General features: G+C 68.5%; 20 protein-coding genes. 9 read left to right on the top strand and 11 right to left on the bottom strand.

Annotation, left to right across the window (positions count from 1 at the left end; all coding sequences use genetic code 11):
- On the top strand, positions 1–1,866 hold a 1,866-nt coding region (locus ACZ5CR_RS41455), incomplete at its 5' end, for a transglycosylase domain-containing protein (protein WP_468867731.1).
- 248 nt (positions 1,867–2,114) lie between these two features.
- Here ACZ5CR_RS41455 and ACZ5CR_RS41450 read toward each other — a convergent pair.
- The gene (locus ACZ5CR_RS41450) at positions 2,115–3,032 is read right to left on the bottom strand and encodes an AraC family transcriptional regulator (protein WP_468867729.1); all 918 of its coding nucleotides are present in this window, start codon (positions 3,030–3,032) and stop codon (positions 2,115–2,117) included.
- 113 nt (positions 3,033–3,145) lie between these two features.
- The gene (locus tag ACZ5CR_RS41445) at positions 3,146–4,081 is read right to left on the bottom strand and encodes a zinc-binding dehydrogenase (protein WP_468867728.1); all 936 of its coding nucleotides are present in this window, start codon (positions 4,079–4,081) and stop codon (positions 3,146–3,148) included.
- Positions 4,082–4,444: 363 nt separating this feature from the next.
- Between ACZ5CR_RS41445 and ACZ5CR_RS41440 the strand changes: the two genes are divergently transcribed.
- Positions 4,445–5,050, top strand: coding sequence for a hypothetical protein (locus ACZ5CR_RS41440; RefSeq protein WP_468867726.1), 606 nt, complete (start codon positions 4,445–4,447; stop codon positions 5,048–5,050).
- A 40-nt stretch (positions 5,051–5,090) separates the two neighbouring features.
- On the opposite strand, the gene ACZ5CR_RS41435 is transcribed toward ACZ5CR_RS41440, so the two are convergent.
- Entirely contained in the window at positions 5,091–6,953 is a 1,863-nt protein-coding gene (locus ACZ5CR_RS41435) for an MFS transporter (protein WP_468867724.1), read from the bottom strand.
- A 291-nt stretch (positions 6,954–7,244) separates the two neighbouring features.
- Positions 7,245–10,079 carry a D-alanyl-D-alanine carboxypeptidase gene (locus ACZ5CR_RS41430; RefSeq protein WP_468867722.1) on the bottom strand — a complete coding sequence of 945 codons (2,835 nt, stop codon included), beginning with the start codon at positions 10,077–10,079 and terminating at the stop codon, positions 7,245–7,247.
- Between the two features lie 144 nt (positions 10,080–10,223).
- Here ACZ5CR_RS41430 and ACZ5CR_RS41425 point away from each other — a divergent pair, with 144 nt between their 5' ends.
- The 3 genes from ACZ5CR_RS41425 to ACZ5CR_RS41415 all read left to right on the top strand — a co-directional run bounded on the left by ACZ5CR_RS41425 (position 10,224) and on the right by ACZ5CR_RS41415 (position 12,771).
- Entirely contained in the window at positions 10,224–11,015 is a 792-nt protein-coding gene (locus ACZ5CR_RS41425; RefSeq protein ID WP_468867721.1) for a GOLPH3/VPS74 family protein, read from the top strand.
- A 461-nt stretch (positions 11,016–11,476) separates the two neighbouring features.
- Positions 11,477–12,334, top strand: coding sequence for a helix-turn-helix domain-containing protein (locus ACZ5CR_RS41420; RefSeq protein ID WP_389904897.1), 858 nt, complete (start codon positions 11,477–11,479; stop codon positions 12,332–12,334).
- 227 nt (positions 12,335–12,561) lie between these two features.
- On the top strand, positions 12,562–12,771 hold the full coding sequence (locus ACZ5CR_RS41415) for a DUF397 domain-containing protein (protein ID WP_468867719.1): 210 nt from the start codon (positions 12,562–12,564) through the stop codon (positions 12,769–12,771).
- Between the two features lie 201 nt (positions 12,772–12,972).
- Here the strand turns inward: ACZ5CR_RS41415 and ACZ5CR_RS41410 are convergent, their stop codons facing one another.
- The gene (locus ACZ5CR_RS41410) at positions 12,973–13,902 is read right to left on the bottom strand and encodes a hypothetical protein (RefSeq protein WP_468867717.1); all 930 of its coding nucleotides are present in this window, start codon (positions 13,900–13,902) and stop codon (positions 12,973–12,975) included.
- A 90-nt stretch (positions 13,903–13,992) separates the two neighbouring features.
- Here ACZ5CR_RS41410 and ACZ5CR_RS41405 point away from each other — a divergent pair, with 90 nt between their 5' ends.
- Positions 13,993–14,781: an SDR family oxidoreductase gene (locus ACZ5CR_RS41405; protein ID WP_468867715.1), complete on the top strand. Its 789-nt coding sequence runs from the start codon at positions 13,993–13,995 to the stop codon at positions 14,779–14,781.
- 181 nt (positions 14,782–14,962) lie between these two features.
- Here ACZ5CR_RS41405 and ACZ5CR_RS41400 read toward each other — a convergent pair whose 3' ends face one another.
- Positions 14,963–16,657: a CocE/NonD family hydrolase gene (locus tag ACZ5CR_RS41400; protein ID WP_468867713.1), complete on the bottom strand. Its 1,695-nt coding sequence runs from the start codon at positions 16,655–16,657 to the stop codon at positions 14,963–14,965.
- A gap of 417 nt (positions 16,658–17,074) precedes the next feature.
- Between ACZ5CR_RS41400 and ACZ5CR_RS41395 the strand changes: the two genes are divergently transcribed.
- Positions 17,075–18,655 (top strand): sodium:solute symporter family protein, encoded by a 1,581-nt coding sequence (locus ACZ5CR_RS41395; RefSeq protein ID WP_468867711.1) that lies wholly within the window; start codon positions 17,075–17,077, stop codon positions 18,653–18,655.
- 141 nt (positions 18,656–18,796) lie between these two features.
- On the opposite strand, the gene ACZ5CR_RS41390 is transcribed toward ACZ5CR_RS41395, so the two are convergent.
- The 5 genes from ACZ5CR_RS41390 to ACZ5CR_RS41370 all read right to left on the bottom strand — a co-directional run bounded on the left by ACZ5CR_RS41390 (position 18,797) and on the right by ACZ5CR_RS41370 (position 22,567).
- Positions 18,797–19,915 (bottom strand): ADP-ribosylglycohydrolase family protein, encoded by a 1,119-nt coding sequence (locus ACZ5CR_RS41390; RefSeq protein WP_468867708.1) that lies wholly within the window; start codon positions 19,913–19,915, stop codon positions 18,797–18,799.
- A gap of 242 nt (positions 19,916–20,157) precedes the next feature.
- Positions 20,158–20,418, bottom strand: coding sequence for a hypothetical protein (locus tag ACZ5CR_RS41385; RefSeq protein WP_468867706.1), 261 nt, complete (start codon positions 20,416–20,418; stop codon positions 20,158–20,160).
- Positions 20,415–20,762 carry a DUF6247 family protein gene (locus tag ACZ5CR_RS41380; RefSeq protein WP_468867704.1) on the bottom strand — a complete coding sequence of 116 codons (348 nt, stop codon included), beginning with the start codon at positions 20,760–20,762 and terminating at the stop codon, positions 20,415–20,417. Before ACZ5CR_RS41380 ends, ACZ5CR_RS41385 begins: the two co-directional genes overlap by 4 nt.
- 102 nt (positions 20,763–20,864) lie before the next feature.
- Positions 20,865–21,701 (bottom strand): helix-turn-helix domain-containing protein, encoded by an 837-nt coding sequence (locus ACZ5CR_RS41375; protein WP_468867702.1) that lies wholly within the window; start codon positions 21,699–21,701, stop codon positions 20,865–20,867.
- A gap of 401 nt (positions 21,702–22,102) precedes the next feature.
- A complete protein-coding gene (locus ACZ5CR_RS41370; protein WP_468867700.1) occupies positions 22,103–22,567 on the bottom strand; it encodes an ATP-binding protein in 465 nt (154 codons plus the stop codon).
- Between the two features lie 156 nt (positions 22,568–22,723).
- Here ACZ5CR_RS41370 and ACZ5CR_RS41365 point away from each other — a divergent pair, with 156 nt between their 5' ends.
- Both ACZ5CR_RS41365 and ACZ5CR_RS41360 read left to right on the top strand, forming a co-directional pair.
- Positions 22,724–23,572, top strand: a complete 849-nt coding sequence (locus ACZ5CR_RS41365; RefSeq protein WP_468867698.1) for a helix-turn-helix domain-containing protein — start codon at positions 22,724–22,726, stop codon at positions 23,570–23,572.
- The gene (locus tag ACZ5CR_RS41360) at positions 23,569–23,910 is read left to right on the top strand and encodes a DUF397 domain-containing protein (RefSeq protein ID WP_468867695.1); all 342 of its coding nucleotides are present in this window, start codon (positions 23,569–23,571) and stop codon (positions 23,908–23,910) included. Before ACZ5CR_RS41365 ends, ACZ5CR_RS41360 begins: the two co-directional genes overlap by 4 nt.
- Positions 23,911–24,160 lie beyond the last annotated feature (250 nt).

Raw genomic sequence — 24,160 nt, 5'->3', positions numbered from 1 at the left:
AACGTCTACTACTGGGCCGACGGCACCCAGATGGTGAGTACCGGTGAGGTGAACCGGCAGAACGTACGGCTCTCCGAGATTCCCGATGCCGTCGAGAACGCCGTCATCGCCGCCGAGAACGACACCTTCTACAGCGACTCCGGCGTCTCGCCCAAGGGCCTCGCCCGCGCCGCCGTCAACATGGTCCGCGGCCAGGAGACGCAGGGCGGCTCCACCATCACCCAGCAGTACGTGAAGAACACGTACCTCTCCCAGGACCAGACGGTGACGCGGAAGGTCAAGGAGTTCGTCATCGCGTTGAAGGTGGACCGGAAGAAGAGCAAGGAGGAGATCCTCCAGGGGTACCTCAACACCAGTTGGTTCGGGCGTGGCGCCTACGGCATCGAAGCCGCCGCCCATGCCTATTACGGCATCCCGGCCAAGGAGTTGAATGCCAGTCAGGGGGCCGCTCTTGCCGCCCTGTTGAAAGGTGCCGAGCAGTACGATCCCTCCGCGAGCCGCGCCAATCACCGACGTTCCGTGGCCCGTTGGAAGTGGATTCTCGACCGGCAGGTCAAGGCCGGACTCATGGAGCGCGACGAGCGCGAGAAGTTCACGGACTACCCCGAGCCCCACAAGCAGTCCCGGGCCACCAGCCTCGGCGGGCAGACCGGCTATCTCGTCGACGTCGCGAACAGGTACATCAAGCAGAACACCTCGCTCACCGACAAGGACCTCGCCCACGGCGGATACAAGATCCACACCACCTTCGACAAGGACAGGATGCGGCGCCTGAAGGGCGCGGTCGAGCGCGTCCTGGACCGCGACATCGACCCCAAGAAGCGCGTCGCCGACAAGGGGGTGCAGGTGGGCGCCGCCTCCGTGCGGCCGACCGACGGCGCCATCGTCGCCCTGTATGGGGGCGCCGACGCCACCAAGCACTTCACCAACAACGCCGACACTTCCGGCGTCCCCGTCGGCTCCGCCTTCAAGCCCTTCGTCCTGGCCTCCGCCCTCGATCACGGCATCGGTACAGGGGCGTCGGGCGGGCGCGGCAAGTGGTGGCAGCCGGTGTCGGCGAGCAGTTTCTACGACGACAGCGGCCATCTGCTGGGTTCCGTGACGCCCAAGCGCGCTGTAGGCCCCGGCTCCGGCAGTGGCAGTGGCAGTGGCAGTGGCTCCGACGATGGCCGCCCGGACGGCACCAGTCACCCCACCCTGGGCCAGGCCCTGGCGAAGGGCGGCAACGCCACCTACACACGCCTCGGCAAGGAAGTCGGCTGGGAGCAGGTGCGGCGCACCGCCGTCTCCTCCGGGCTGCTCGACGCCAGCATGGCGCGCCTGGACAAGACCTTCCCCATCGGTACGTCGACACCCAGCGCGATCCGCATGGCAGGCGCCTACAGCACCTTCGCCAACCGCGGTCTGCGACACGACCCCTACTCGGTGACCAAGGTCGTCAAGGACGACGAGAACGTCGACGGGCTCGCGCGGCCTGGTGTGCGGCGCGCGTTGGATCCGGATACGGCCGATGAGGTCGCCGACGCGATGCGGGGTGTCGGCATGTCAGCGGTCGATCAGCCGGTCGTCGCCGGACGCACCGGCGATCAGGACCGTCTCCGCTCGGCCTGGTTCACCGCCACCACCGAACATTCGTCGACCGCCGTGACGATGTTCCGCACCACTCCGGACAAGCCGGAGCTGCTGCCCATGTCGGGCGTGGGCGGCAAGAGTTCGCAGCACGGGAACGTCTTTCCGGTACGGATCTGGCGGGACTACGTGAAGGACGAGCCAGCCGGGACGGCGACGGTGGCAGCGCGGGGGAAGGGGAAGGGGGAGAGGAAGGGGAATGAGTACCTGAAGGAGCCCGCCGTGCCCGGCAGTTAGCGTTCTTCGACCACGCCGACGAGGAAGCCCTGCGCGTTCGCCGCATGGGCCGCATGGGCCGCATGGGCCGCAAAGCCTGGCTGCCCGCCTTCAGGGACGCCACCTTGTTCAAGACCGCGTACGACGCCTACGGCCTGCGCCGCAACGAGACCCGGATGGTGGATCTCACCGACTTCGGCCGCAACCCGGAGGGACGGGAGTTCGGCGAGTACGGCGAGTACGGCGAGTACGGCACCGTGCTTGCCGGATCACTTGCGAAGTCGAGAACGGTACTCGCCCGGGGCCGCGCCTCGGGCACGTCTGAAGGCACGGCTGAAAGCGTGCGGAGATCCGTATCCGACCGCGCCGGAGATCGACTCGACCGGCTCATCGGTATCGCGGAGCCGGACGGACGCCAGGTCGATGCGCCACTGCGTCACGTACGCGCCCGGCGTCTGTCCGAGGGCGGACCGGAAACGCCTGGACAGCGTCGCCCGGGAGACGCTCGTCGCGGCGGCCAGGGTCTCCGTGGTCCAGGGGTGTTCCGGTTGGGCGTGGACACAGGCCAGAGCGTCGCGCACGACCGGATCACGCATCGCTCCCAGCCATGAGCCGGACTGCTCCTGCGGGTGGCGGGCCAGCCAGGCGCGTACGAACTGGACGAGCAGAAGGTCGACGATGCTGTTGATGGCGGCGGTGGTGCCGATCTGCGGCTGTGCGAGCTCAGCAGCGAGAAGTTCGACGGTCCTTCTGAGCTGCGCGTTCTCCCGGGCTGTGACGTGCATCGGCCGAGCCAGGGAAGTAAGCACCGGTGTGCGTACCTCCGGGTCCTGCTCATAGTGCAGGACGATCACTTCCGTCTGCACCGGCGCCGAGCCCAGCCGCAGGGCCCGGCCATCGCCAAAAGCCCGGGCCGCCGCCTCACGGTCGCAGGAACCCATCGTCACGCCGGCGCCGCCGGCTACCCCGTGTGCGGTGCCCGGCGACACCAGGACGGCGTCTCCGGCCTGCACCTGAAGAGGTTTCTCGCCTGGGACGTGGAGCCACATGGTGCCGCGGGACACCACGTGCAGTGCCGCTCCTGGATAGGAGTCCAGCCACAGGCCCCAGGTTCCTCCGGCCTTCAGCATGACCCCGAGCGCCCCACGCGCACCCGAAACACGCAAGACCTCCGCCAGCACATCCATGGGTCCATTCTCGTCCACCGCCGCGAACCGCCCACCGACGGACCACGGACCACAGCCCACAGCCCACAGCCGACGGACCACGGCCGACGGCGCATGTGTCCTCGTCCACAGCTTCAGGCCACGTCAAGAACGACCTTTCCGTGCACCTTCCGCGCGAACAGCGCCTGGACGGCGTCGTCCACGCCCTTCCAGTCGCCTCGCAGTCCGACCGGTGCCGAGAGCCTCCCGGCGGCCATGAGGCCCAGCAGGTCCGTCAGCTCCCCGCCGGTCGGTGTCATGTCGCCGTACGTGGCGATGCTGCGGGGCTCACCGAAGCCGAACAAGGCCCCTGCCGGGAAGGTGGTTTCCTGTCCCGAGGAGTAACCGACCAGGTGGATGGTGCCGCCCTCGGCGAGGGAACTCCACGCCTGGGCCACCAGCGGCCCGCCGACCGTGTCCAGCACGAGGTCGAACCGGTCCCCGGTCTCGGCCAGATCGGCCAGATCGGCCAGGTCGGCCAGGTCGGTCAGGACCCTGTCGGCGCCGAGTTCACGGAGTCCGGCGGCCCGCTCCGGCGAACCGACGAGTGCCGTCACCCGGGCACCCGCCAGCGCCGCCAGTTGGACGGCGAAGTGCCCCACGCCCCCGCTGGCGCCGGTGATCAGCACGTCGCGCGCCAGCAGGGAACGCTTGCGCAGCACCCGGAATGCGGTGACCCCGGCGATCCCCAGCGCGGCGGCGTCGGCCAGGTCCACGCCCTTGGGGACGGTGCCGAGCGAGGCGGGGCTGACTGCCACCCGCTCCGCCCACGCGTGGGGAGCCATTCCCACGGCGACGCGCGTACCTTCGGGCGGCCCCGAGCCGTCGGATGCGGCGCGCACCACGATGCCGGCCGCGTCGTGACCGTGCACAGCGCCGGCCGGCCACTGGTGCACGTAATTCAGCTCTCCGAAGTTGAGACCGATGTGCCGTATCTCCACCAGCGCCTCACCGGTGGACGGTACGGGCTCATCGACATCGGCGAACCGGATGGGCCCGGCCTCACTGTGATCCACCACAAGGGCGCGCATAGGGGGTGTGTTTCCTTCTCTCGTGGATGTGCCTGAACACTCGGCGCGGCAACAGATCGAGTGCGCGAATGCCGCACTGCCGCCTCCCTGGAACCCTTTCGCAGGACCAGGACAGCGACCAGCTCCGAGAGAATCAATCAGTTGACGATCTGTGTCAGTGCGGCTCTCGGCACGTCGGGCCCTGCGCCCACCCGGTGGATGACGTTGTGCCGGGCAGAAACCTGGAGCCCCGAGCAGCCGATGCTGAAACCGCTGCCCGAGGTTCACGAGACCAACAGAGGTTCAAAGGTGGGCTCCCAAGACTCATAGCCGCTCATCCTCAGGTCCCTTCCCCAACCACCGGCCTGCTGCCATCGTTCCGCTATGTATCCCTATGGGCCGCCGCCCGGGCCACCACCCCGCATCGACTCGGGGCAACTACGGCCCCGGGTGCGGTGGTTCGTCGTCGCGGGAGTCATCGCGGCGGTCTGCGTGGGCATCGGCATCGCCAGCTTCGTGCTGACGTTCACCGCGGCGGTGCACTCCGTCGACGACAGCGAGGCGTTCACGAGCGGGCAGTCCGTCACGCTGCGCATGGGACCCGATGACGACGCCGCCATCTACGTGCGCAATCCCGTCGTCGCTCGTGCGCACTGCGAAGTCGTCTTAGGGCCCTACGGTGCCGCGCCCCGCGTGACCACGCCCGACAGCAGCTTCAGCGTGACCAGGGGCAGCGTCGAGTGGGAGCGCGTGTTCGTGCTCAAGGCGGACACGGCCGCGGACTACCGCGTGAAGTGCGACGACCCGCGCGGCGCCCTCACCTTCGCGCCCGGCGACGACGCCGACTTCGCGTCCTTCGTCGGCGGCATCGTCGTGACCGTGGTCGTGCCGCTCCTCGGCCTCCTCGCGGGCAGCGGCATCGCGATCATCGTCTTCGTACGACGCGGCAGGCACCGCCGGTGGCTGGAGGCGCAGGCCTACTACGGCTGACGCCCGGCTGCCCTCGTCCTGCGCGCAGCTAGTGCCACAGCTAGCGCGCGCTCTCCCGCATCTCCTCCGGGCAGGCCGTGCCGCGTGGCAGTTGGTAGGGGGCGGCGAGGCGGTAGACCCCGGGGCCCGGGGCCAGGAGTTCGGTCCACTTGTCGCCCTCGGCGTCCTCCTCGGCCTCCATCAGGCAGCCGTTGAGGTTGTCGAACTTCTTGGGGGTGTTCTCGTCGAGCTCCCGCTGCCGCTTTGACGCGTCGGTCTCCTTCGGCCCCTCAAGGCCCTTGCCCTCGGCGTCGACGATGCTGAGCCACGGCGAGTACGGGACGCGGATCAGGACGCGGCCCGCCTTCTTCACCTCGATCGTCATCCCGCCCGCCTCGGCACGGTCGACGACCGCGGGCGGATCGGCCAGCGGAGTCGGGTCGGTGACCTCGTACAGCTGCCAGTTGGAGTCCACCCAGACCTGCTTCAGATACGGCAGGCCCCTCTCGACCAGCTTGGCCTCGCGCTTGCCGCCGTCGCCGTCGGGCTCGCCATTGGGCACCACGACGAAGTGCACGGACCAGCGCTGGAGCCACTCGTGGTAGTTCGCCGAGTTCAGGGTGTCGTCGTAGAAGAGGGGGTTGCGCTCCATGTCCGCCTGGCGGTTCCAGCCGCGGGCGAGGTTCACGTAGGGGGAGAGCGCGGAGGCCTCGCGGTGGCTGCGCGCGGGCACGACCTCGACGCGGCCCTTGTCCGCGCCGACCTCCTGCAGCTCGTTGACGAGCGGCGCGAGCTCACGCGTCCACGAGGCGACGGGCGTCGTGTGCACCGCGTCGTCGCCCGCCTTGAACCCGACCCAGCCGACGAATCCGGCGAGCCCCACGACGATCACGTACCACTTGCGGGTCTTCGGAACGGCGAACGGCAGGGCGGCGAGCAGCACGACCGCCGCGAAGGACATCGCGAGGCGGGTGATGTTGGAGCCGATCTGCGAGTTGATCAGCCAGACACCGAGCACGAAGAGCGCGTACACGACGGTGGTGATCCGCACGGTCTTCCACTGCTTCGGTACGACGTAGAAGATGAACGCGCAGAAGAGCAGGGGCAGCGAGGCCGACCCGAACGACATCGGCTGCGTACCGGAGAACGGGAAGAGCCACGCCGAGATGCCCACGACGACGGCGGGCGCGAGGCCGAGCGCGTACGCGCCGGGGTAGCGCTTGCTGAGGAAGAGCGCGACGGCGACCATGCCCACGAAGAGGCCTGCCACCGGGCTTCCCATGGTCGCGAGCGCGGCGAACGGCGCGGCGACCAGTGCCTTCGCCCACCGCTTGTAACGCCAGCGGTAGGGCCAGCAGAAGACAGCGGCGACGGCCATCAGCGCGAACATCTGGCCGAGGCCGTACGTCACGCGCCCCGACACCGCGTTGCAGAACAGCGCGAAGACACCCGCGAGCGCGGGCCACAGCGGCTGCTTCACCGCGCGGCTGCGGACCAGGATCATCGTGAGCATCGCCGCGGAGATCGTCCCGGCGATCATCATCGTGGTCCGGACGCCGAGCACGGACATCAGATACGGCGATACGACGCTGTACGACACCGGGTGCATCCCGCCGTACCAGGCGAGGTTGTACGCGGAGTCGGGGTGCCGTCCGACGAACTCGGCCCAGGCGTCCTGCGCGGCGAGGTCTCCGCCGCTGTTGGCGAAGATGAAGAACCACAGGACGTGCAGAACGGCCGCGGTGACCGTCGCGATGGTCACGGGGTGCCTCAGGAACCGCATCCACTTGGATTCCCGCTCGGGTACGACAGGTTCGTCCCCGCGCTGGGCAGGCAGCTTTATTCGCGCCCCGGTGCGGGTGCCGCCACCGGTGCCGGAATCAGGATCGGCGTCGTCGGCTCGCGTCGGCTCCGCTGTGGCCACTTGCGGCACTCCCCGTGTCGTTCTGTCCGTCCGGGGGCGTAGGTCGTGGTCGTGGGTCTTGCCGGAGGGTCCGTCCCGGAACACCCCGTCGCCCAGCCCCGGTGTACTGCCCCCGAGCTTGTGACGCTAGCACGCAGGGCCCGGAGGGAGCCGAGGGTGGGGCGCTCTCTCCGGGCCCTGCGTTGTGCTTGTACGTCCTGCTTTTACGTCCTGCTTTGTAGTCGTGCTCGTACTGCCGTGCTTGTACGTCCTGCTCGTACTGCCCTGCTTGTACGTCGGCCAGCGTATGTCTCAGCCGACGCGCTTCAGCTTGGCGCCGAAGCCCGGCTCGCTGAGGTCGCTCTGGAGCGCGACGGGCACCTCCACGGCGCCGTCCTTGCCGTCACCGACGCTCAGCACACCCACTTCGGTGCCTGCCTTCCCCGAGTGCGGAACCGTATCGCCCGCCTTGTCGCCGAGCTTCAGCTTCACGGTCAGGCCCGACCAGCCCGCGGCGGCGACGTCCTTGGTGGCGACGACCGGTGTCGTGCCGCCCAGACCGTCGTCGACGTGACCGACGACGTCGCCCTTCTTCACTATCGTCTTGGCCGTGAGCGCGCCCTGGCCGGCCTCGATGAGCTTGCGGGTGGCCCCGGTGACCTCGTCGATGTTCGCCGTGCCGTTACGCCCGTACTGGCCGAGGGCGGCACCGATGATCGTGCGGGTCTGGCCGCCGACCTTCTTCTCCGCGGCGAAGAGGATGTTGCCGCCCGCCGCGGTGGTGGTGCCGGTCTTGATGCCGATGGCGACCGTCGGGACGAGCCCGAAGAAGTTGTTCTGCTTGTCGCCGTTGAGGTCCTTGTAGCTGGGCTGGCGGGAGATCTCGTTGAAGACCGGGTCCTCCATCGCGGCCCGGCCCAGCTTCACGAGGTCCTCGGCGGTGGAGACGGTCGTCTTGTCGAGGCCGCTCGGGTCCGTGTAGTGGGTGTTCTTCATGCCGAGTTCCTTGGCGGTCTTGTTCATCTTCGCGACGAACTCGTCCTCGGAATCGCTCTTGGTGTCCCAGCGGGCGAGCAGCTTGGCGATGTTGTTCGCGGACGGCAGCATGACCGCCTGGAGCGCCTCGTACTGAGTGATCTTCTGGCCCTCGGAGACCTTGACGACCGACTCGTTCTCCGCCTTGCCCGTCTCGTAGTGCTTCTCCGCCGCGGCGTCGACCGGGATCTTCGGGCCGTTGTTGCCACTCTTCAGCGGGTGGTCACGCAGGACCAGGTAGACCGTCATGACCTTGGCGATGCTCGCGATCGGCACGGGCTTCTGGTCGCCCGACGTCCCGAACGTCCCGATGCCGTTGACGTCCATCGCCGCCTGGCCCTGACTCGGCCACGGCATGGACGGCTTGCCTCCGTCGAAGGAGACGGTCTCCTTCGTGGTCAGCGCGAGGGTCGGCGTCGGCAGCGGGCGCACAGCCTGTACGACCGCAAAGACGATCACCAGGAGCAGCACCAGCGGCGTCCACACCTTGACGCGCCGCACGGTGGTGCGGACCCGGGTCTCGGGCGGCGGCGGGGTGTTGGTCAGCTCGGCGAGAAGGTCGAGCGGGGGCCTCGGCGGCAGGGGCTGCTGGGTGGTGCGCTCGGGGCCCGCATTGCCCGGCGCCTTCGGGGGCGTGGCCGCCTCAGGTGCGGGGGTGGTCGGCTTGGCCGGGGGCTGCGCGCCGCCGCTGGGCGAGGCGCCGTCGAGGGGCTTGAGCGCGACGAACTTGCTGGTGCGCTCGGCTTCACCCTCCGGCTTAGCGGTGGGCTTTGCGGTGGGCTTTGCGCTCGGCTTTGCAGTTGGCTCTGCGGTCGGCTTCGCGGTCGGCTTCGCTTCGGGCTTGGCCTTGTCGGCGGGCTTGTCCTGCGGCTTGTCCTGCGGCTTGTCTTCCGGCTCGGCGGTGCCCTTGCCCTCGGGCTTCTTCGCTCCGGGCTTGTGGTCGCCCAGCTTGAGCATGGTGGTCGGCTGGTCGACGGACTTCGGGGGCGGCGGCGCCTTGAAGACGGCGGTGGCCTGGTCGACTCCGCCGGTGGGGGGTTCGGGGTCCTCGGTCGCGGACTTGCCGTCGGCCGTGTCGGCCGAGTCCTTGGTCTCGGTCGAGTCCTTGGTGTCGGCCGAGGCCTTGGTGTCGCCCTCGGTGGAGTCTGAGTCCTTGGGCTCGTCGGAGTCCTTGGCGGGGCTCTTCGCAGAGTCCTTCGCCGCGCCCCCGCCGACGGCGGGCTTGGCAACGTCGTCAGGCACGGCGTCCTCGGGGCTGTCCGCCACGTCGGCTTCACCGGCGTCACCGGCGTCACCGGCGTCACCGGCGGAAGCGTCCGTGCCCGCAGGCTCGTCGGCCGCACCAGAGCTGTCGGTGCCGTCGGCGCTGTCGGCCGAAGCCGCGTCCCCGTCGTCAGCGTCGTCTGCGTCGCCCGCCGCGCCCGAGTCGCCCGAGTCGCCCGAGTCGCCCGAGCGAACCTCTGCGTCGGCCGGTGCGTCGTCGTCGGAGGAACTGTTCCCGTCGGCAGGCTCCTCGGAGTCGCCGGACCCAGCCGAGCCGTCAGCGTCACCCGCGGCATCGGCATCGGCCTCGCCGGAAGAGCCGCCCTCAGCGTCCTCGTCCGCCGAGGCCACCCACGCCGCCACAGCGGCCCTCAGACGCGCGTCGCCGTTCTTCCCGCCCTTGGGCTCGCTCTCGGCGCTTTCGGCGCTCTCAGCGCCCTGGGAGCCTTCCGCGCCCTCGGTGGAATCCCCGTCCCCGGAATCCCTGGAAGCCTCGGACTCCCCGGAACCGGTGGATTCCCCGGAACCGGCGGCCCCACTCGCCGCCGCCGACGGCGCCGATGACGATGACGACGCCGATGACGACGCCTCCGACACCGCCTTCGTCGAGAAGACCGCCGTCGCCGTGTCCTCCCGCGCCGCGGGGACCTCGCGGGCCACCGCAAGGCGGGGGTCGCGTCCCTCCGGCGTCGGCGCCGGCACTGACGGTTCTGCCCCCGTCGGTTTCCCCGACGACTTCCGTTGCTTCGACCTGTCGGGGGTCTCGCCCGCCACCGATGCCTCCTCGTACGCCATGCCGCTCGCGTTGCCGTTGCGCCAAAACATGGCCGGACCCGCTGTCCGAACCATGTACCAGTGTCCTGTGTGGGGGCTTAACCCCCGTGGTAGACGAGAACGACATACCTACTGGTTCCCGTACTTACCGGTCACGCACTCTCGACAGACCAATGTGAGAGGGGTCACCCTGTCATTCATCCACGCGGGGAGGCATGGATGGGCAGGAGCCGCAGAACAATTCCGGAGGAGCTTCTGCTGCTCGCTTTGGACCCGGCCACGGGTACCACAGCGCAGCCGCAGTCGCTCGACCTCGGTCTGGCCGGAGCACAGCTAGTGGAGCTGGCGCTGGCCGGACGGATAGCCCCAGACGGGGATCGTATCGCCGTGGTGATGCCACGGCCGACCGGAGATCCGACTCTGGACTCCGCACTGGAACTGCTGCGCAGGCGCGGCAGTCCGGTTCGGGCAGTCCACTGGATTGGCGGGCCCCGACTGGGGCTGCGCCAGATTTACCTCGCGCACCTGGAGCGGTGCGGCATGGTGCATGCCGTTTCGGGCCAGATGTGCGGAGTGCTGCCGACGACTCGCTACCAAGCGACGGACACGGCAATCAGCCGGGACATCAGGTCCCGACTGGACAGTGCGATCCGCACCGGCGTCCCGCCGGACCCGCGGACCGCGGCGCTCGCCGCGCTCGCTCACGCAGTGGGACTCGGCAAGCACCTGTACCCCGGCAACGAGGGGCGTTCATCGCGCTCCCGTCTCCGGGACCTGATCAGGCACGACCCGATGGGCGGCCTCGTGGCGCACGCCGTGATGGACGTCCAGAACGGTGTGGCCGCTCAGCCGCGCCGTAGCCCGGCCCCAGCGGGTCCGGGTGGGCCGGGTGGACCAGGCGGACCAGGTGGACCAGTCGGTGGCCGACAGCCGGCCAGGACCGCACCGGAACCCGGCGGGGTCCCGATGCAGCCACGCCGCGGGTCCATGGCACGCGCCGTGGCCTACTGAGCACGATCACGGCTGATCGACCGCAGTAAGAAGCAAGTGGCAAGCAGTAGGCAGTAGGCAGTAAGCAGTAAGCAGTCGACAGCAAGCAGTAGGCAGTCGGCAGCAAGCAGCAAAAGACTCACCGCAGTACGGCAACAGCAACGCCGCACCGCAGTCCCCCAGACCCGGTACGGGAGCCGCTGGGCCGCGCGGGGCACTGGCACCGGAACGTCCGGACGACGACACCGGTACCAACGCCCCGCGCGGCCACACACCTTGGCGCCCCGCAGCCGGGCCGCCCCCTTCACACCAGTCCTCAACGTTCGTCTTCGCGTCGCATCGCGCCTCGCACTTCTCGCGCTTCTCACACTTCACTTCGCACTTCACATCGGCTGTTTCCCAGCGGTACGCGACGCGTAGGTGGCACTCTGCTCAACAGCAGATACGCAAAGTAGAGGCATGTAGTCGGAGGTGCACGTCCCGTGGCGTCCAGTGTCAATCCCACCGTCAGGCGACGCCGTTTGGGCCAGGAGCTCCGCAGGCTCCGCGAGCTCAAGGGCATGACGGCCGAGGAGGTCGCCGAGCGCCTGCTGGTCTCGCAGTCGAAGATCAGCCGCCTCGAGAACGGCCGTCGTTCCATCAGCCAGCGCGATGTACGCGATCTCTGCGGGGTCTACGAGGTCGAGGACCACCGCATCGTCGACTCGCTCATGCAAATGGCCAAGGACTCGCGCCAGCAGGGCTGGTGGCACTCCTTCGGCGACATTCCGTACAGCGTCTACATCGGTCTCGAGACGGACGCGGCATCCCTGCGCGTGTACGACCCACAGGTCGTCCCCGGTCTGCTCCAGACCCGTGCGTACGCGGAGGCCCTCATCACCGGCGCGCTGCCGGAGACCACGCCGACGGACATCGAGAAGCGCGTCCAGGTCCGTGTCCGCCGCCAGGAGCGCATCAACGCCCCGGAGAACCCCCTGCGCCTGTGGACCGTCCTTGACGAGTCCGCGCTGCGCCGCGTGGTCGGCTCCCGGCATCTGATGCGCGAGCAGCTGGAACATCTCGTGGAGCAGTCCCAACTGCCGCACGTGACCGTCCAGGTGATTCCCTTCGAAATGGGCGCGCACCCGGGCCTCAACGGCCAGTACGCGATTCTCGAGTTCCCGGACGCCGCGGATTCCAGCGTGGTCTACATCGAGGGCGTCACGAGCGATCTTTATCTGGAGAAGGCGAACGACGTCCAGCAGTACAGCGTGATGTACGAGCATTTGCGGGCACAGGCCCTGAATGTGGATCAATCACGCCAACTCATCGCAGACATCGCGAAAGAGTACGCGCGCTAGGGCGTACACCGCGTACGCGACCGCCCGCCAGAAAAAAGTTTCGGCACGGTACACCTTTCCCTCGGCGAGGCGGAAGGCCCAGTGGAATATGCCATCCGGTCGAGTGAACGCTCCCTTCACTCGGCGATGTTGGCGAGTAGCGTCATTCACGCCATCAAGCACCACATGTTGGCACAGCCGCTCTCCGCGGTGACCGCAACTCACCCACTGGGCAAACCGGAGTAACCATGGCAATTCATCAGGGCGCTACGAATACATGGGTCAAGTCCTCGTATTCCACGGGAAACGGCGCTTGCGTCGAGGTCAAGTCCCCGATTGCAAGCGCAATTTCCGTCCGGGACTCGAAGGTCATCGCGGGGCCCGTCCTCGCCTTTCCCTCCGACTCATGGCGCGCGTTCGTCTCCGAGGTCGGCCGGGAGACATCACACCTCGGCTGATACGTATCTCCTGCGCGTTCCGCACCTCCTCGCACATCAGCCCCGTCAGCTCCATCAGATCCATCAGCTCCACGGGACCAGCGAGCGCTCAACAACCTCATAAGCAGAACCGATTGAGCCCTCTCGACTGGCCCGCCGTCCCGGCCGAGGGGGCTCGGCCCTACCCATCTCACCCGGATCATCAGCTACCGCAATTGATCGCTAACGCAATTGATCGACGTACAGGTCAGTTCCCGGGACCGTGGGAATGAACGGCGCCACCAGTTCCACCCGCCCGAGGCCGGACTCCGCCACCGCCTCCGCCCGCCCGGCGAAATGCTCCTGCCAGCACTCGCGCGGATCGGCCTGCAGGAACCAGAGCAGCGTAAGCCGCGTATCGACTCCCTCGACCTGCTTCACGTACGTCATACGGTCCCCCGGCAGCGGAGTCGGCCGGAAGATCGTCACCATCGCGGCGGGAGATCCGGCGAGGACGCGCGGCAACTGCTTGGCGCGCAGAAACTCCAGCAACTCAGCTCGCCGCTCACCGGAATAACCCGGATCCCCCGCACCACACGCACCACCGGAATCACCGGATCCGCTCGATTCGACGTCGATGACTTCGAGCACGAGGCCCTGGTAAGGGTGGTCGAGCGCGTGGAAGTCGCGGGGCCCCGCCGCCCCGTCCCGATAGACGGTGGCCTCGTGGTCCTGGAAGGCCGTGAACACGTGCGTGCGGTCCTGGTAGACGCGGCCGTCGCGGTTGAGGCGTTTGTTGATGCCGACGGTCCACTTCATGTGCTCGTCGTAGCGGCCTTCGGTGACCCAGTACGTGGAGAGGTAGCAGCCCGCGGTCACGGGCTGGGCGACCGCTGACTTCTCGGGGTAGCGCAGGAGTTGCAGCTCTCGGGGAGCGACCCAGCGGCGGCCCGCGTACATCCAGGGCATCGCCATCGCGCCGGCGTAGTAGTGGTCGTCCTCGTACCAGCGGTTGTACGCGTACTCGTGGCCCGGGTGCGGCTCGACCATGGTGATCAGGGCGTGGCCCGGACGCACGCCGTAGGGTCCGACGGCGGCCAGCTCGCCGTAGACCTCGCTGCGGGTGTCGTCGGGCGAGTGCTCGCGTGTGTTCTCGCGGGTGTCGTCACTCATGCCTCTCCCCTTCCTCCCTCTTCCTTCCTCCGGTGGACGCCCATACTCTGACGCCCCGTCAGCAAAACTGCCAGAGCCGGGAGGCGCCCCATGCCGTCGCTCCTCGAAGGAAAGACCGTCGTCGTGTCCGGGGTCGGTGCGGGCCTCGGCCATCAGGTGGCGGCGGCCGTGGTGCGCGACGGCGGGCGCGCCGTCCTCGGGGCGCGCACGGAGGCGAACCTCGCCAAGTCGGCCGAGGAGATCGACCCCGAGGGCTCGCGCACGGCGTACCGCGCGACCGACATCACCGACGAGTCCCAGTGCGAGGCCCTGGCGCTCTTGGCGCGCGAGCGCTTCGGCGGGATCGACGCGGTGGTCCATGTCGCCGCCTGGGACAGCCACTTCGGAGGCATCCAGGACGCGGACTTCGCGACCTGGCAGCAGGTCATCAACGTCAATCTGCTCGGCACGCTGCGCATGACCCGGGCCTGCATCCCCGCACTGAAGGAGCGCGGCGGCTCGGTGGTGTTCATCGGCACGCAGTCGGCCGTCGCGGCGCCCTCGCAGGTGCGGCAGGCGGCGTACGCGGCGTCGAAGGGCGCGCTGACGTCGGCGATGTACTCCCTCGCCCACGAGGTGGGTCCGGACCGGATCAGGGTCAACACGGTTCTGCCCGGCTGGATGTGGGGCCCGCCGGTCGAGGCGTACGTCCAGTTCACCGCGCACACCGAGAGCGTGCCGGAGGACGAGGTGCTGGGCCGCCTCGCGGAACGGATGGCGCTGCCGGAGCTGGCCACGGACGGGGATGTGGCGGACGCGGCGGTGTTCCTCGCGTCGGACAGGGCGCGGGCGATCACGGGCCAGTCGCTCCTGGTGAACGCGGGCGAGTTGATGCGGTAGGCGTCGCGCGGGGCGGAACGGTGCGCACGGCGTCGGTCCGCCCGTAGTACTGCGCAACCGGCGCGTCTGGTGGGCAGTCGGCCGGTGATCACCTCTGGTTGGCGGACAGTCGGCCGGTGATCACCTCCGGACGAGACCCGCCCCCCCTGCTTGATTGCGGAGCGGGTGCTCGCCCTCACTGTCAGTCGACGGGGCGGATGGGGATGTCGAGGTAGGACTCGGCGCCGGTCGGGGAGGTGATGTCGATGGTGAACACCGGGGCCGTGGTGGTGTCGTAGGCGAAGAAGGGGTCGTGGGTGTCGATGACCAGCTGGAGCTGGTGGCCCTTGGGCACGACGTAGTCGGCGGGCTGGAGGGGGATGGCCACGGTCACGGCCTCGCCCGTGTGCTCGGCGGTGAAGGAGTAGGGGGCGTGGGTGATGATGTGGGCCCTGCCGGTGGCCGGGTCGGTGTCGAGCAGGTAGGCGACGATCGTGGCGTCCGCCTGTTGCGACTTCACCGTCACCCGCAGTTCCAGCTCGCCGCGGACGCGCGAGGACTGCTCCAGCTGCGTGGTGGTGAAGACGGCGGCCAGGCCGCGGTCGATTTCGGCGGTCTTGTAGACGTGCGGCAGGCCCAGGCGTTCGGCCAGCCCGGTCTGTACGAGCTTGGGGGCGACGACGATGTCGGTGCCCTTGCCGGTGGCCTTCACCGAACGGGTCCATCCCGCCTGCGGGTCGCTCTCGGAAAGCTGCCCGTCGCGCTGTCCGGCGGGCGCGTCGGCGAGGTGGAACCGCTTCTTCGGCAGGGCGTAGTCGTCCCAGGAGGAGTGGCGGAGGTCGGAGAGGGGGTTGAACATGTACTCCGAGCGGACGTCGAACCGCGGAGCCGCTCCGTCGCCGGCGTTGCCGCCGAGGTGCTGGTCCATCCACCGGTAGGCCATGTCGGTGGGCTTGGCGGGGAGGCCTGCCAAGCCCGGGAGTTCGGCGTTGCCGTGGTCGCCGACCTGGACGAGGAGCGTCTTGGGCCCGGTCAGATGCTTGTGGAAGTCGATGACGGCGGGCACCGAGAAGATGGTCTCGTGCCAGGCGGTGGTCAGCAGGATGGGTGTCGCGGCGTCGTTGTAGGCGTCCAGGTGGTTCTTGGGCGACCGTTGCGCGGCGAACTCCCCGACCTGGTCGTCGATGGTGTTGGCGCGGATCTTCTGGATGACCTCGCGGAACTCCTGCGAGCACCGGTCCTCGCCGAAGAGCTGCACGAGCGCCTCGAACGCCTTGAGGTGGCGGGTGCCGTTCTCGTACAGCGAGGTGAAGAGGTCGGCCCAGGCGCTGGTGCCCGCGACGACCTTGATCCGCGGGTCCTTCGCGGCCGCGAGCAGGCTCGTCCCGGCGCCGTAGGAGGAACCGAAGAACCCGATCCGGTCCGCGTCGACACCGTCCTGCTGGATCAGCCAGTCGATGACCTCGGTGGCGTCGGCGACATCCTGCGGTCCGGCGACGTGGATCTCCCCCGTGGACCTGGCGAGGCCGCGTTGGCTGTAGGCCAGGACGACGTAGCCGCCCAGCGCCCAGCGGGAGATCATGCCGAGGTAGGCCCGGTGCCCGATATTGATCAGTGGGGCGGGCAGGACGACCGCCGGACAGGTCTGTCCGGGTGCGAGATCGCGCGGAACGCTCAATGACGCGTCCAGGACCGTCCCGTCCGGCATGGTGAGCGAGACCTCCGAGTACCGGGCGATCTCCGCGTACGTCTCGTACGTGTCGGCCAGGCCCCACTGGTCCATACGGCCGACCCGGCGCGGCGACGGGTCCAGCATCGCTTCCCGGATCGCGTCCAGCTTCACGAGGTCATCGGCGCCGAGCGCGAACGGGGTCTCCGCGGTTCCGTCAACAGACATGGCTTTACCCGCCTTCTGGGAAAGGGATGGCAACGAGGTATCGGACCCATGCTCACCCGGCCAAGATCACCCCTGAGAAGCGTTCCGCGCTGACCACTCGGACGGATGAATGGCGCCGAGCAAACCTCCTGACGGACAACAGGCCAGAGTTTGACCGAGAACTGCGGAGCTCAGCCGAAGACGTCGACGTCGGCCCAGGAGCCCGTGGAGGCCGCTCTCACAGGATCAAGTATGTGAACGCAGGTCAGCAAACAGAACGATTTTACGTTCTCTTGACCTCACGGGCGGTTGTCCGCGGCGTACGCCCGAACCCACGATGAGCGGGCACTTCAGGCCGCCCACGTCCGTACGTCACGAAACTGGCGAAGTGCACGGCATGTCAGCGCAGTTCACAAGGCGGACCCCTGGAGGGGGCACATGAACAGTCTCGACTGGGCCGTGCTCATCGGCTACTTCGGAATCATGGTCGCGATCGGCGTCTGGTCGCACAAGCGCGTGGACAACGTCAGCGACTTCTTCACCGCGGGCGGCAAGATGCCCTGGTGGCTCTCCGGCATCTCGCACCACATGTCGGGCTACAGCGCGGTGATGTTCACCGGGTACGCGGGCATCGCGTACACCTACGGCGTCACGTCCTTCATCACCTGGTCGTTCCCGATCGCGCTCGGCATCGCCATCGGTTCGAAGCTCTTCGCGCCCCGCATCAACCGGCTGCGCTCGCGACTGCATGTGGCATCGCCGCTCGAATACCTCAAGAACCGCTACAACCTGAAGACCCAACAGGCTCTGGCCTGGTCCGGCATGCTCCTGAAGATCGTGGACGTGGCCGCAAAGTGGGCCGCCATCTCCACACTGCTCTCCGTCTTCACCGGCATCTCGATCAACCAGGGCATCCTGATCACCGGCGTGATCACCGCCGTCTACTGCACCATCGGCGGCCTGTGGGCCGACGCGCTCACCGAGCTTGGCCAGTTCATCATCCAGCTCCTTGCCGGTGTCGCGATGTTCGTGGCGGTGGTCTCCAAGCTCGGCGACCACGGCGGCTTCTTCGGCGTCTGGGACGAGCCGGAACTCGCGGGCCACGGTGAGCCGTTGGTCGGCCCGTACGGAACGATCTTCCTGCTGGCGTTCCTCTTCATCAAGCTCTTCGAGTACAACGGCGGCATGCTCAACCAGGCCCAGCGCTACATGGCCACGTCGAGCCCCCGCGAGGCCACGCGCTCGGCCCGGCTCTCGGCGATCCTGTGGCTGGTGTGGCCGGTCGTCCTCTTCTTCCCCATGTGGATGTCCCCGCTCCTGGTGAAGGCGCAGAAGCCCGACGGCTCCGACTCGTACGCCCTGATGACCGAACAGCTCCTGCCACACGGCCTGTTGGGCTTGGTCATCGTCGGCTTCTTCTCGCACACGATGGCCATGTGCTCCTCGGACGCCAACGCGATCGCGGCGGTGTTCACGCGGGACGTGGCGCCCGTCATGTCCGAGAAGGCCAGGGCGTGGAACGACCGCAAGGGTCTGATCGCGGCGCGCCTGACGACGGTGATCTTCCTCGGCCTGTCGATGGCGGTGGCCACGCAGGTCAACTCCCCCGCGTTCAAGGACATCATCACGGTCGTCATCAAGTGGGTGGCGGGCCTCATGGGTCCGATCGCGATCCCGATGATGCTGGGTCTGCTGCGTACGTTCCGCAAGTCGGGACCGACGGCGGCGCTGACCAGCTGGTCGATGGGTCTGCTCGCCTTCTGGCTGGTCAACTACCCGATCAACTGGAACGTCGAGGGCGGAGTGCCCCTGGAGTACCAGGTCTCGATCCCGCTGGCGGTCTCGCTGATCCTCTACATCGCGGTCGGCTACATCAAGCCGGAGGACACTCCGGAGCGGGACGCGATCATCGAGAAGATCAATACGGATGACGACGGCTCCGCCGGGAGCGCCGCGGTTGTTCCGGCACCGGCGGGAGAGGCGGACGAAGCGGTCGCCCCTCGTGGCCGCTTGAAGTAATCACCGGCTCCGCCGAGTTCGTTCGTGCTCGAACGCCGGGCGGGCTGGACACCCTCCAGCCCGCCCGGCGGCGTATTGCTATCGCCTATTGCCTATTGCCTATTGCCTATTGCCTATTACGTACTACCTACCGCCTACCGCCTACGCCCGCGGGTACTTCGCCAACCACCCCGGCGACGACACCGCGGGCCCGTGCAGTGCGGGCCCCTGTGTCATCTCCATGGCGAAATCGTCCGCGAGCTCAAGAATCGTGGCCCGCCCCTCCAGCTCGGTGAGCCAGCCCGGAGGCAGCGCGGTCTCGCCGTGCAGCGCGCCGAGCAGCGCCCCGCAGAGTCCTCCGGCGGCAGCGGACGCGCCCCCGTGATTGACGGCGAGTCGCAGCCCGTGGCGGATGTCCTCGCCCACGAGAGCGCAGTAGACGGCGGCGGCGAGCGCGCCCTCCGCGCCGCCGTCGCCGACCAGCTCCTCCACCCGCGACGGGTTGGGCATCCCTTGCCGCACGGCCCCCAGGGCGTGCTTCAGGGCGTCGGTCACGGGCTGATGGCCTGGTCTCGCCGCAAGGAGCGCGAGCGTCCGCTGGATGGCGCCGTCCAGGGATTCCCCACGGGCGAGCCCGTGCACGATGACGGTGTGCGCGCCGGCCGCGAGGTAGGCCGTGGGGTGGCCGTGCGTCTGTACCGCGCACTCCACGGCCAGTTGCAGCACCAGCTGCGGCTCCCACCCGACCAGGAGCCCGAAGGGCGCGGACCGGGTGACGGCCTCTGCCCCCTTCTCCTCCGGGTTCTTGGGAGCCTCCAGCGTCCCCATTTTCTCGTCCCCGAACCCCAGCAGGCAGGAGCGGGCGGGCGACCGCCGCGAGTAGAGCCACTCCTCGCGGGCCAGCCACCCGTCTTCCTTGCGCCGCTCGTCGGGCCCCCAGTCGCTCTGGGTGGCCGCCCAGCGGCGGTAGGCGCGGTGCAGATCGGTGGGCGGATGCCAGGCGCCGGTGTCGCGCCGCACCTGGGCGCGTATGAGTCCGTCGACGGTGAAGAGGGTGAGCTGCGTGGCGGCGGTGACGGCGCCGCGCCTGCCGTGCGTGGGGGCGGGTTCGGTGAGCCCTTCGGCGCCGTGCGCCTCGCGTATCGCCTTGAGGCTCAGCGAGTCGACGGGTGCGCCGAGCGCGTCTCCGACGGCGCCCCCGAGCAGCGTGCCGCGCACCCGGCTGCGGAAGTCCTGCTGCTCGGCGCGACCCCAGACTCCGGTGGCTGCTGCGGTGCTCACGGCACCTCCTCTCCTGGCTCGCCCCCTGCGCTTCCCGCACTTCTGCGCAGCACTGTAATCGACCGGGAACAGTCGGTTCAGGGTCGATGCGATATCTAAGGAGACGCCCTTCAGATCACTTTTGACCGGCCTTCACCAGGGCTTTTCATGGATCTACACAGGGCTGTGGAAACGTCCATTCCATGACCACATGACCGTGGACACAGGGGACACAGGGGGGCGGTCTTGTCCGGCCGCTCGGCTCAGCCGTACCAGGTGACGTTGCAGAGGTAGACGCATGTGTGGCGCGGCACCGCGAGGAAGCTGATGAAGCCCCGCCCTCCCAGAAGGTCGAACTCGCGAAGGCCGCCTTCTCGGTCGACAGGCCTGCCGACTCTCACGGCGTCGCGCCCGAGCGCGGCCAGCTCAGTCGCGAGCCTTTCGACCTCGGCCACGACTCCGGGCGGCAACCCGTCAGTGACGTACTCGGCACTCGGGTTGTAGTCCCAGGACCAGTCCGTCACAGCCCTGCCTCTGCCTCTGCCGACTCGCGGATCGCACGGATCTCCGCGATGGCAGCCGTCGGGTCCTGCTCCCCGGCGTCCACGATCCGCTCAAGCGTACGCAGCCGGGCGGCACGCGCCGGATGCCGTTCGGTCGCGACGAACACGGCCCAGGAGTGCACGAAGGCCCGCAGCGGCGCAAGGCTCTGGGACTGCTGAGCGTTCGTCGTGGCCTCGAAGAGGTGCTCCGTGAGGGCGGGGATTCGACTGGGGGCGATGCGGGCGACGGCTGCCCGCAGCGCGTCCGGAGTGAGCTCAGGCATGGGGATCAGCGGCCCGTACGGGCCGTCGGGCTGGGCGCTCACGGTGACCTCCGGTGCGGATGCTTCGGTCCTCGTACGGTACCGGCGGAGTCGGCGGTGTGTTGCTGGGACAGCGCTGGTCACGGGATTCACTTCCGGTACTTCCTATGCTGCGGTCGCGCCGGAGTAGCTGCAGGCTCGGCACTGGCCCGGCTCAGGGGAGCGGAAGGCGCGGTCGCAGCCTTCGCAGGTCTGGAGCGGATCGGGGCGGGTCGCCCTCGGCGCACGGGGGACGGCTGGGGGCAGCAGGGCGGTGAGGCGGTGGGCGAGGAAGGCGGCCGGGTGGCGCAGGGGTTCCGGTGGCAGGTCGGTTGCGAGGACCCGCTGTACGTCGGCGGGGACCACCCCGCGCTCCAGCCAGGCGACGGCGGCCGGTACGAGACGGCATACGTCGCGCTCGGCGAGCAGCAGACGCGGCGAGAGCGCGCGGAGGCCGCTCAGGAGGTCGGCGGCGGCGGTGCGGTGGCGTGACCCCGTCGGCTGCGTCGGCTCCGTCGGCTTGGGGGCGGCCGGGTTGCCGGGTGCTTCGTAGGCCGGTGGTTCGGGCTCCCCTGGCGCCTCTGACTCCTCGGACTCCTCGGGCTCCTCGGGCTGCGGTGCCAGTTCGAGGTGGGGTGTGGGGGCCTGCGGGTGTTCCGGTCCTTCCGATGCTCCCGACCTCTGCGGGACGTTGTACGAGATCGTCCGGGTCACGATCTGCCCGGACGGCAGGCGCTCCTTGATCCGAGACAGGTAGCCGTGCGCCTCCAGCTCCCGCAGAGCGGAGGCGATGCGCGTCTCCCCTTCGGGGAACTTCGCCGCCAGCGCCTTGATGCTGACCGGGGTTCCGTCCGGGAGCGACTGGATATGGATCGCGAGGCCGATCGCCGTCAGGGAGAGCTCGGCGTGCTGGGCCAGAGCGTTGCCGACGACGGTGAACCGCTCGGTGTGCGGCTCGCACACGTGGCCGATGCCTGGCCGCGTTCGGCTGGATCGGCTGGATCGGCGGAAACGGTCGGAGGAGGGACGCGCAGGCGCGTTAGGGTGCTGCTCAGTCATCGGGAAGGGTCCTTGCTTCCTTGGTGGTCAGGCCCTCGTTCGGGATTGCAGTCCCGGCGGGGGCCGTCTCATGTCGCATTCGGTTGTGGGTCGAGGCAGGGCGGATCGCATCCAGTCGCGACAGCCCGGCAGCGCCGACAGTGGCCTAACAAGTTCCTTGATCGCCAGTCGAGTTGGCAATGATCACTCTTCTGAGTGACGGCGCGATACGGGCGGGGTGGGGCGAGGCGGGGTGGGGTTTCCCCCAAGCCCTTCGCCTGGTTCTTTTACCTGGTTCTTTGTCTTTGGCGTCGGGCGTTTCCGGGTCACGCCCGGCCACGACCCGGTTCCGGCGGCAGGCTCACTTCCGCCCAGACCGTCTTGCAGGGGCCGGGGCCCTCCTCGACACCCCAACGGTCCGCGAACGCCGCGACGATGACCAGACCCCGGCCTGTTTCCGCGTGGCCTCCGGCCGGGTCCGGGATACGGGGGTGCCGGTCGCCGAGGGCGTCGGTCACCGCGATGCGGAGAGTGCGGGTCGCGTCCAGTGCCAGGGTCAGGGTCAGGGCCAGCCGGAAGTCCCGCCCCGGCACTCGCCCGTGCAGGGCGGCGTTCGCCGCGAGTTCGGCGGTGATGTGTTCAGCGCGGTGCGCAGGCTCGGATGGCGCCTCCCAGTCCGCCAATTGACGCTCCGTGAGCAGCCGGGCCAGGCGGGCGCCTCTTCGCGTTGCGGTGAGCAGGACGGTGAACTTGTGGGTGGGGGCGCTGGTTTGGGTGAGTTCCTCGTTCATGTCACTCAGCGTGGCCGGGCGTGCGTACGCTGAACAGCGATGACGCCCATGCGTACGTGACTGTCCAGCGGCTGTCCTGACCTGTACAGCCTGTCCGGCGTGACGCTCCGTACGTAGGAACCGTTGGGGACGGGCGGCACGGCGGAGGTGGACGCGGTGAACACTGACGGTACGGATGAGCCCGGTTGGGACGTCGATCCGGAGGACGAGTCGGGGACGGTGGTCGCCGTCGGCCGCCAGATCAGGCTCTGGCGGGAAGCAGCGGGGCTGGGGGCTGCCGAATTCGGGCGCGCCGTTGGGTACGGCGAGAACCTGATCTACAAGATCGAGCGTGGGAAGCGGATTCCTCGGCCGGAGTTCCTGATCAAGGCGGATGAGGCACTCGGTGCGGGCGGGAAGATTGCCGCGATGCGGGAGGACTTGGCTGAGGCCCGCTATCCCAAGAAGGTTCGGGATCTGGCGAAGCTGGAGGCACAGGCCGTTGAGCTCGGGGCCTACAGCAATCACACGATCCACGCACTGTTGCAGACGGTGGACTACACCAGGGCGATCTTCGGCATGCGCCGACCGCTGCTCTCCGAGGAGATCATCGAGCGAGAGGTCGGAGCTCGAATGGCCCGGCAGCAGATCATCGACCAGGCGAAGCCCGAGCCCGTCTTCAGCTTCGTACAGGAAGAGGTGACGCTCCGGCGGCCGATCGGGGGAAGAATGGTCCACCGGAATCAGCTGGAACGGCTTCTGAACGTTGGCGAGTTGCGCAACGTCGAGATCCAGGTGATGCCCACCGACCGTGACGATCACGCGGGGCTAGGTGGCTCCTTCCGGCTCTTCAAGCTCAAGGGGGGCTCCACCCTTGGTTATGCGGAGGTGCAGCACATCAGCCGTCTCGTGACCACTCCCAAGGAGGTGCAGTACTTGGAGATGCAGTATGGAAGCATCCGGGCGCAAGCTCTCACTCCACGAGAGTCAGTTGCCTTCATCGCGAAACTGCTGGGAGAGGCATGAGCATCAACTCCATTACGGAAGACGGCTCCGAGCTGGAGTGGTTCAAGAGCAGCTACAGCAGCAACGAGCCGGGGTCCGACTGCGTCGAAGTGGCTTGGCGAAAGAGCAGCTACAGCGACAGCAGCGAGGCTGACTCCTGCGTAGAGGTGGCCTGGCGGAAGAGCAGCCATAGCGACAGCAGCGCGCCCGGCGACTGCGTCGAGATCTCCGCCCCCACCCCCCGCATCATCCACGTACGCGACTCCAAGAACACCCTCGGCCCCCGACTCGCCTTCGCGAACAGCAGCTGGGCCCCCTTCCTCGCGTACGCGGCAGTGCCCCCGCGCCCCGCTCGCTGACCTCCTCCCCGTATCGCTCCCGCAAGGCGCCCGCGCCCGTGCGGGAGATGAGGGGCATCGGCCCGCTCCCCTCCCCGTAGGGCGGGTGTTCGCCGACCCAGTTCACACCCCAGATCAAGGCCCCACCTTCCTCCCCGGCAGACGCCGAGCGGCCGGACGGGCACATCGTCCTGCCCGCAACAGTTGGCGCCCCTCGACAGCGGACCCCGCTTGACACCGGAACGCCCCTTCTCCAGTATTCAGCTAGTTA

Source organism: Streptomyces sp. NPDC031274 (genome assembly GCF_055570235.1).
This window is presented reverse-complemented; position numbering and strand designations above follow the sequence as displayed.

Excerpts from the sequence above, each read along its gene's own strand:
- ACZ5CR_RS41410 (WP_468867717.1), bottom strand. The coding sequence starts at position 13,902 with ATGAGTGACGACACCCGCGAGAACACACGCGAGCACTCGCCCGACGAC.
- ACZ5CR_RS41405 (WP_468867715.1), top strand. The coding sequence starts at position 13,993 with ATGCCGTCGCTCCTCGAAGGAAAGACCGTCGTCGTGTCCGGGGTCGGT.
- ACZ5CR_RS41400 (WP_468867713.1), bottom strand. The coding sequence starts at position 16,657 with ATGTCTGTTGACGGAACCGCGGAGACCCCGTTCGCGCTCGGCGCCGAT.
- ACZ5CR_RS41395 (WP_468867711.1), top strand. The coding sequence starts at position 17,075 with ATGAACAGTCTCGACTGGGCCGTGCTCATCGGCTACTTCGGAATCATG.
- ACZ5CR_RS41430 (WP_468867722.1), bottom strand. The coding sequence starts at position 10,079 with ATGGTTCGGACAGCGGGTCCGGCCATGTTTTGGCGCAACGGCAACGCG.
- ACZ5CR_RS41445 (WP_468867728.1), bottom strand. The coding sequence starts at position 4,081 with ATGCGCGCCCTTGTGGTGGATCACAGTGAGGCCGGGCCCATCCGGTTC.
- ACZ5CR_RS41440 (WP_468867726.1), top strand. The coding sequence starts at position 4,445 with ATGTATCCCTATGGGCCGCCGCCCGGGCCACCACCCCGCATCGACTCG.
- ACZ5CR_RS41415 (WP_468867719.1), top strand. The coding sequence starts at position 12,562 with ATGGCAATTCATCAGGGCGCTACGAATACATGGGTCAAGTCCTCGTAT.
- ACZ5CR_RS41360 (WP_468867695.1), top strand. The coding sequence starts at position 23,569 with ATGAGCATCAACTCCATTACGGAAGACGGCTCCGAGCTGGAGTGGTTC.
- ACZ5CR_RS41450 (WP_468867729.1), bottom strand. The coding sequence starts at position 3,032 with ATGGATGTGCTGGCGGAGGTCTTGCGTGTTTCGGGTGCGCGTGGGGCG.
- ACZ5CR_RS41370 (WP_468867700.1), bottom strand. The coding sequence starts at position 22,567 with ATGAACGAGGAACTCACCCAAACCAGCGCCCCCACCCACAAGTTCACC.
- ACZ5CR_RS41425 (WP_468867721.1), top strand. The coding sequence starts at position 10,224 with ATGGGCAGGAGCCGCAGAACAATTCCGGAGGAGCTTCTGCTGCTCGCT.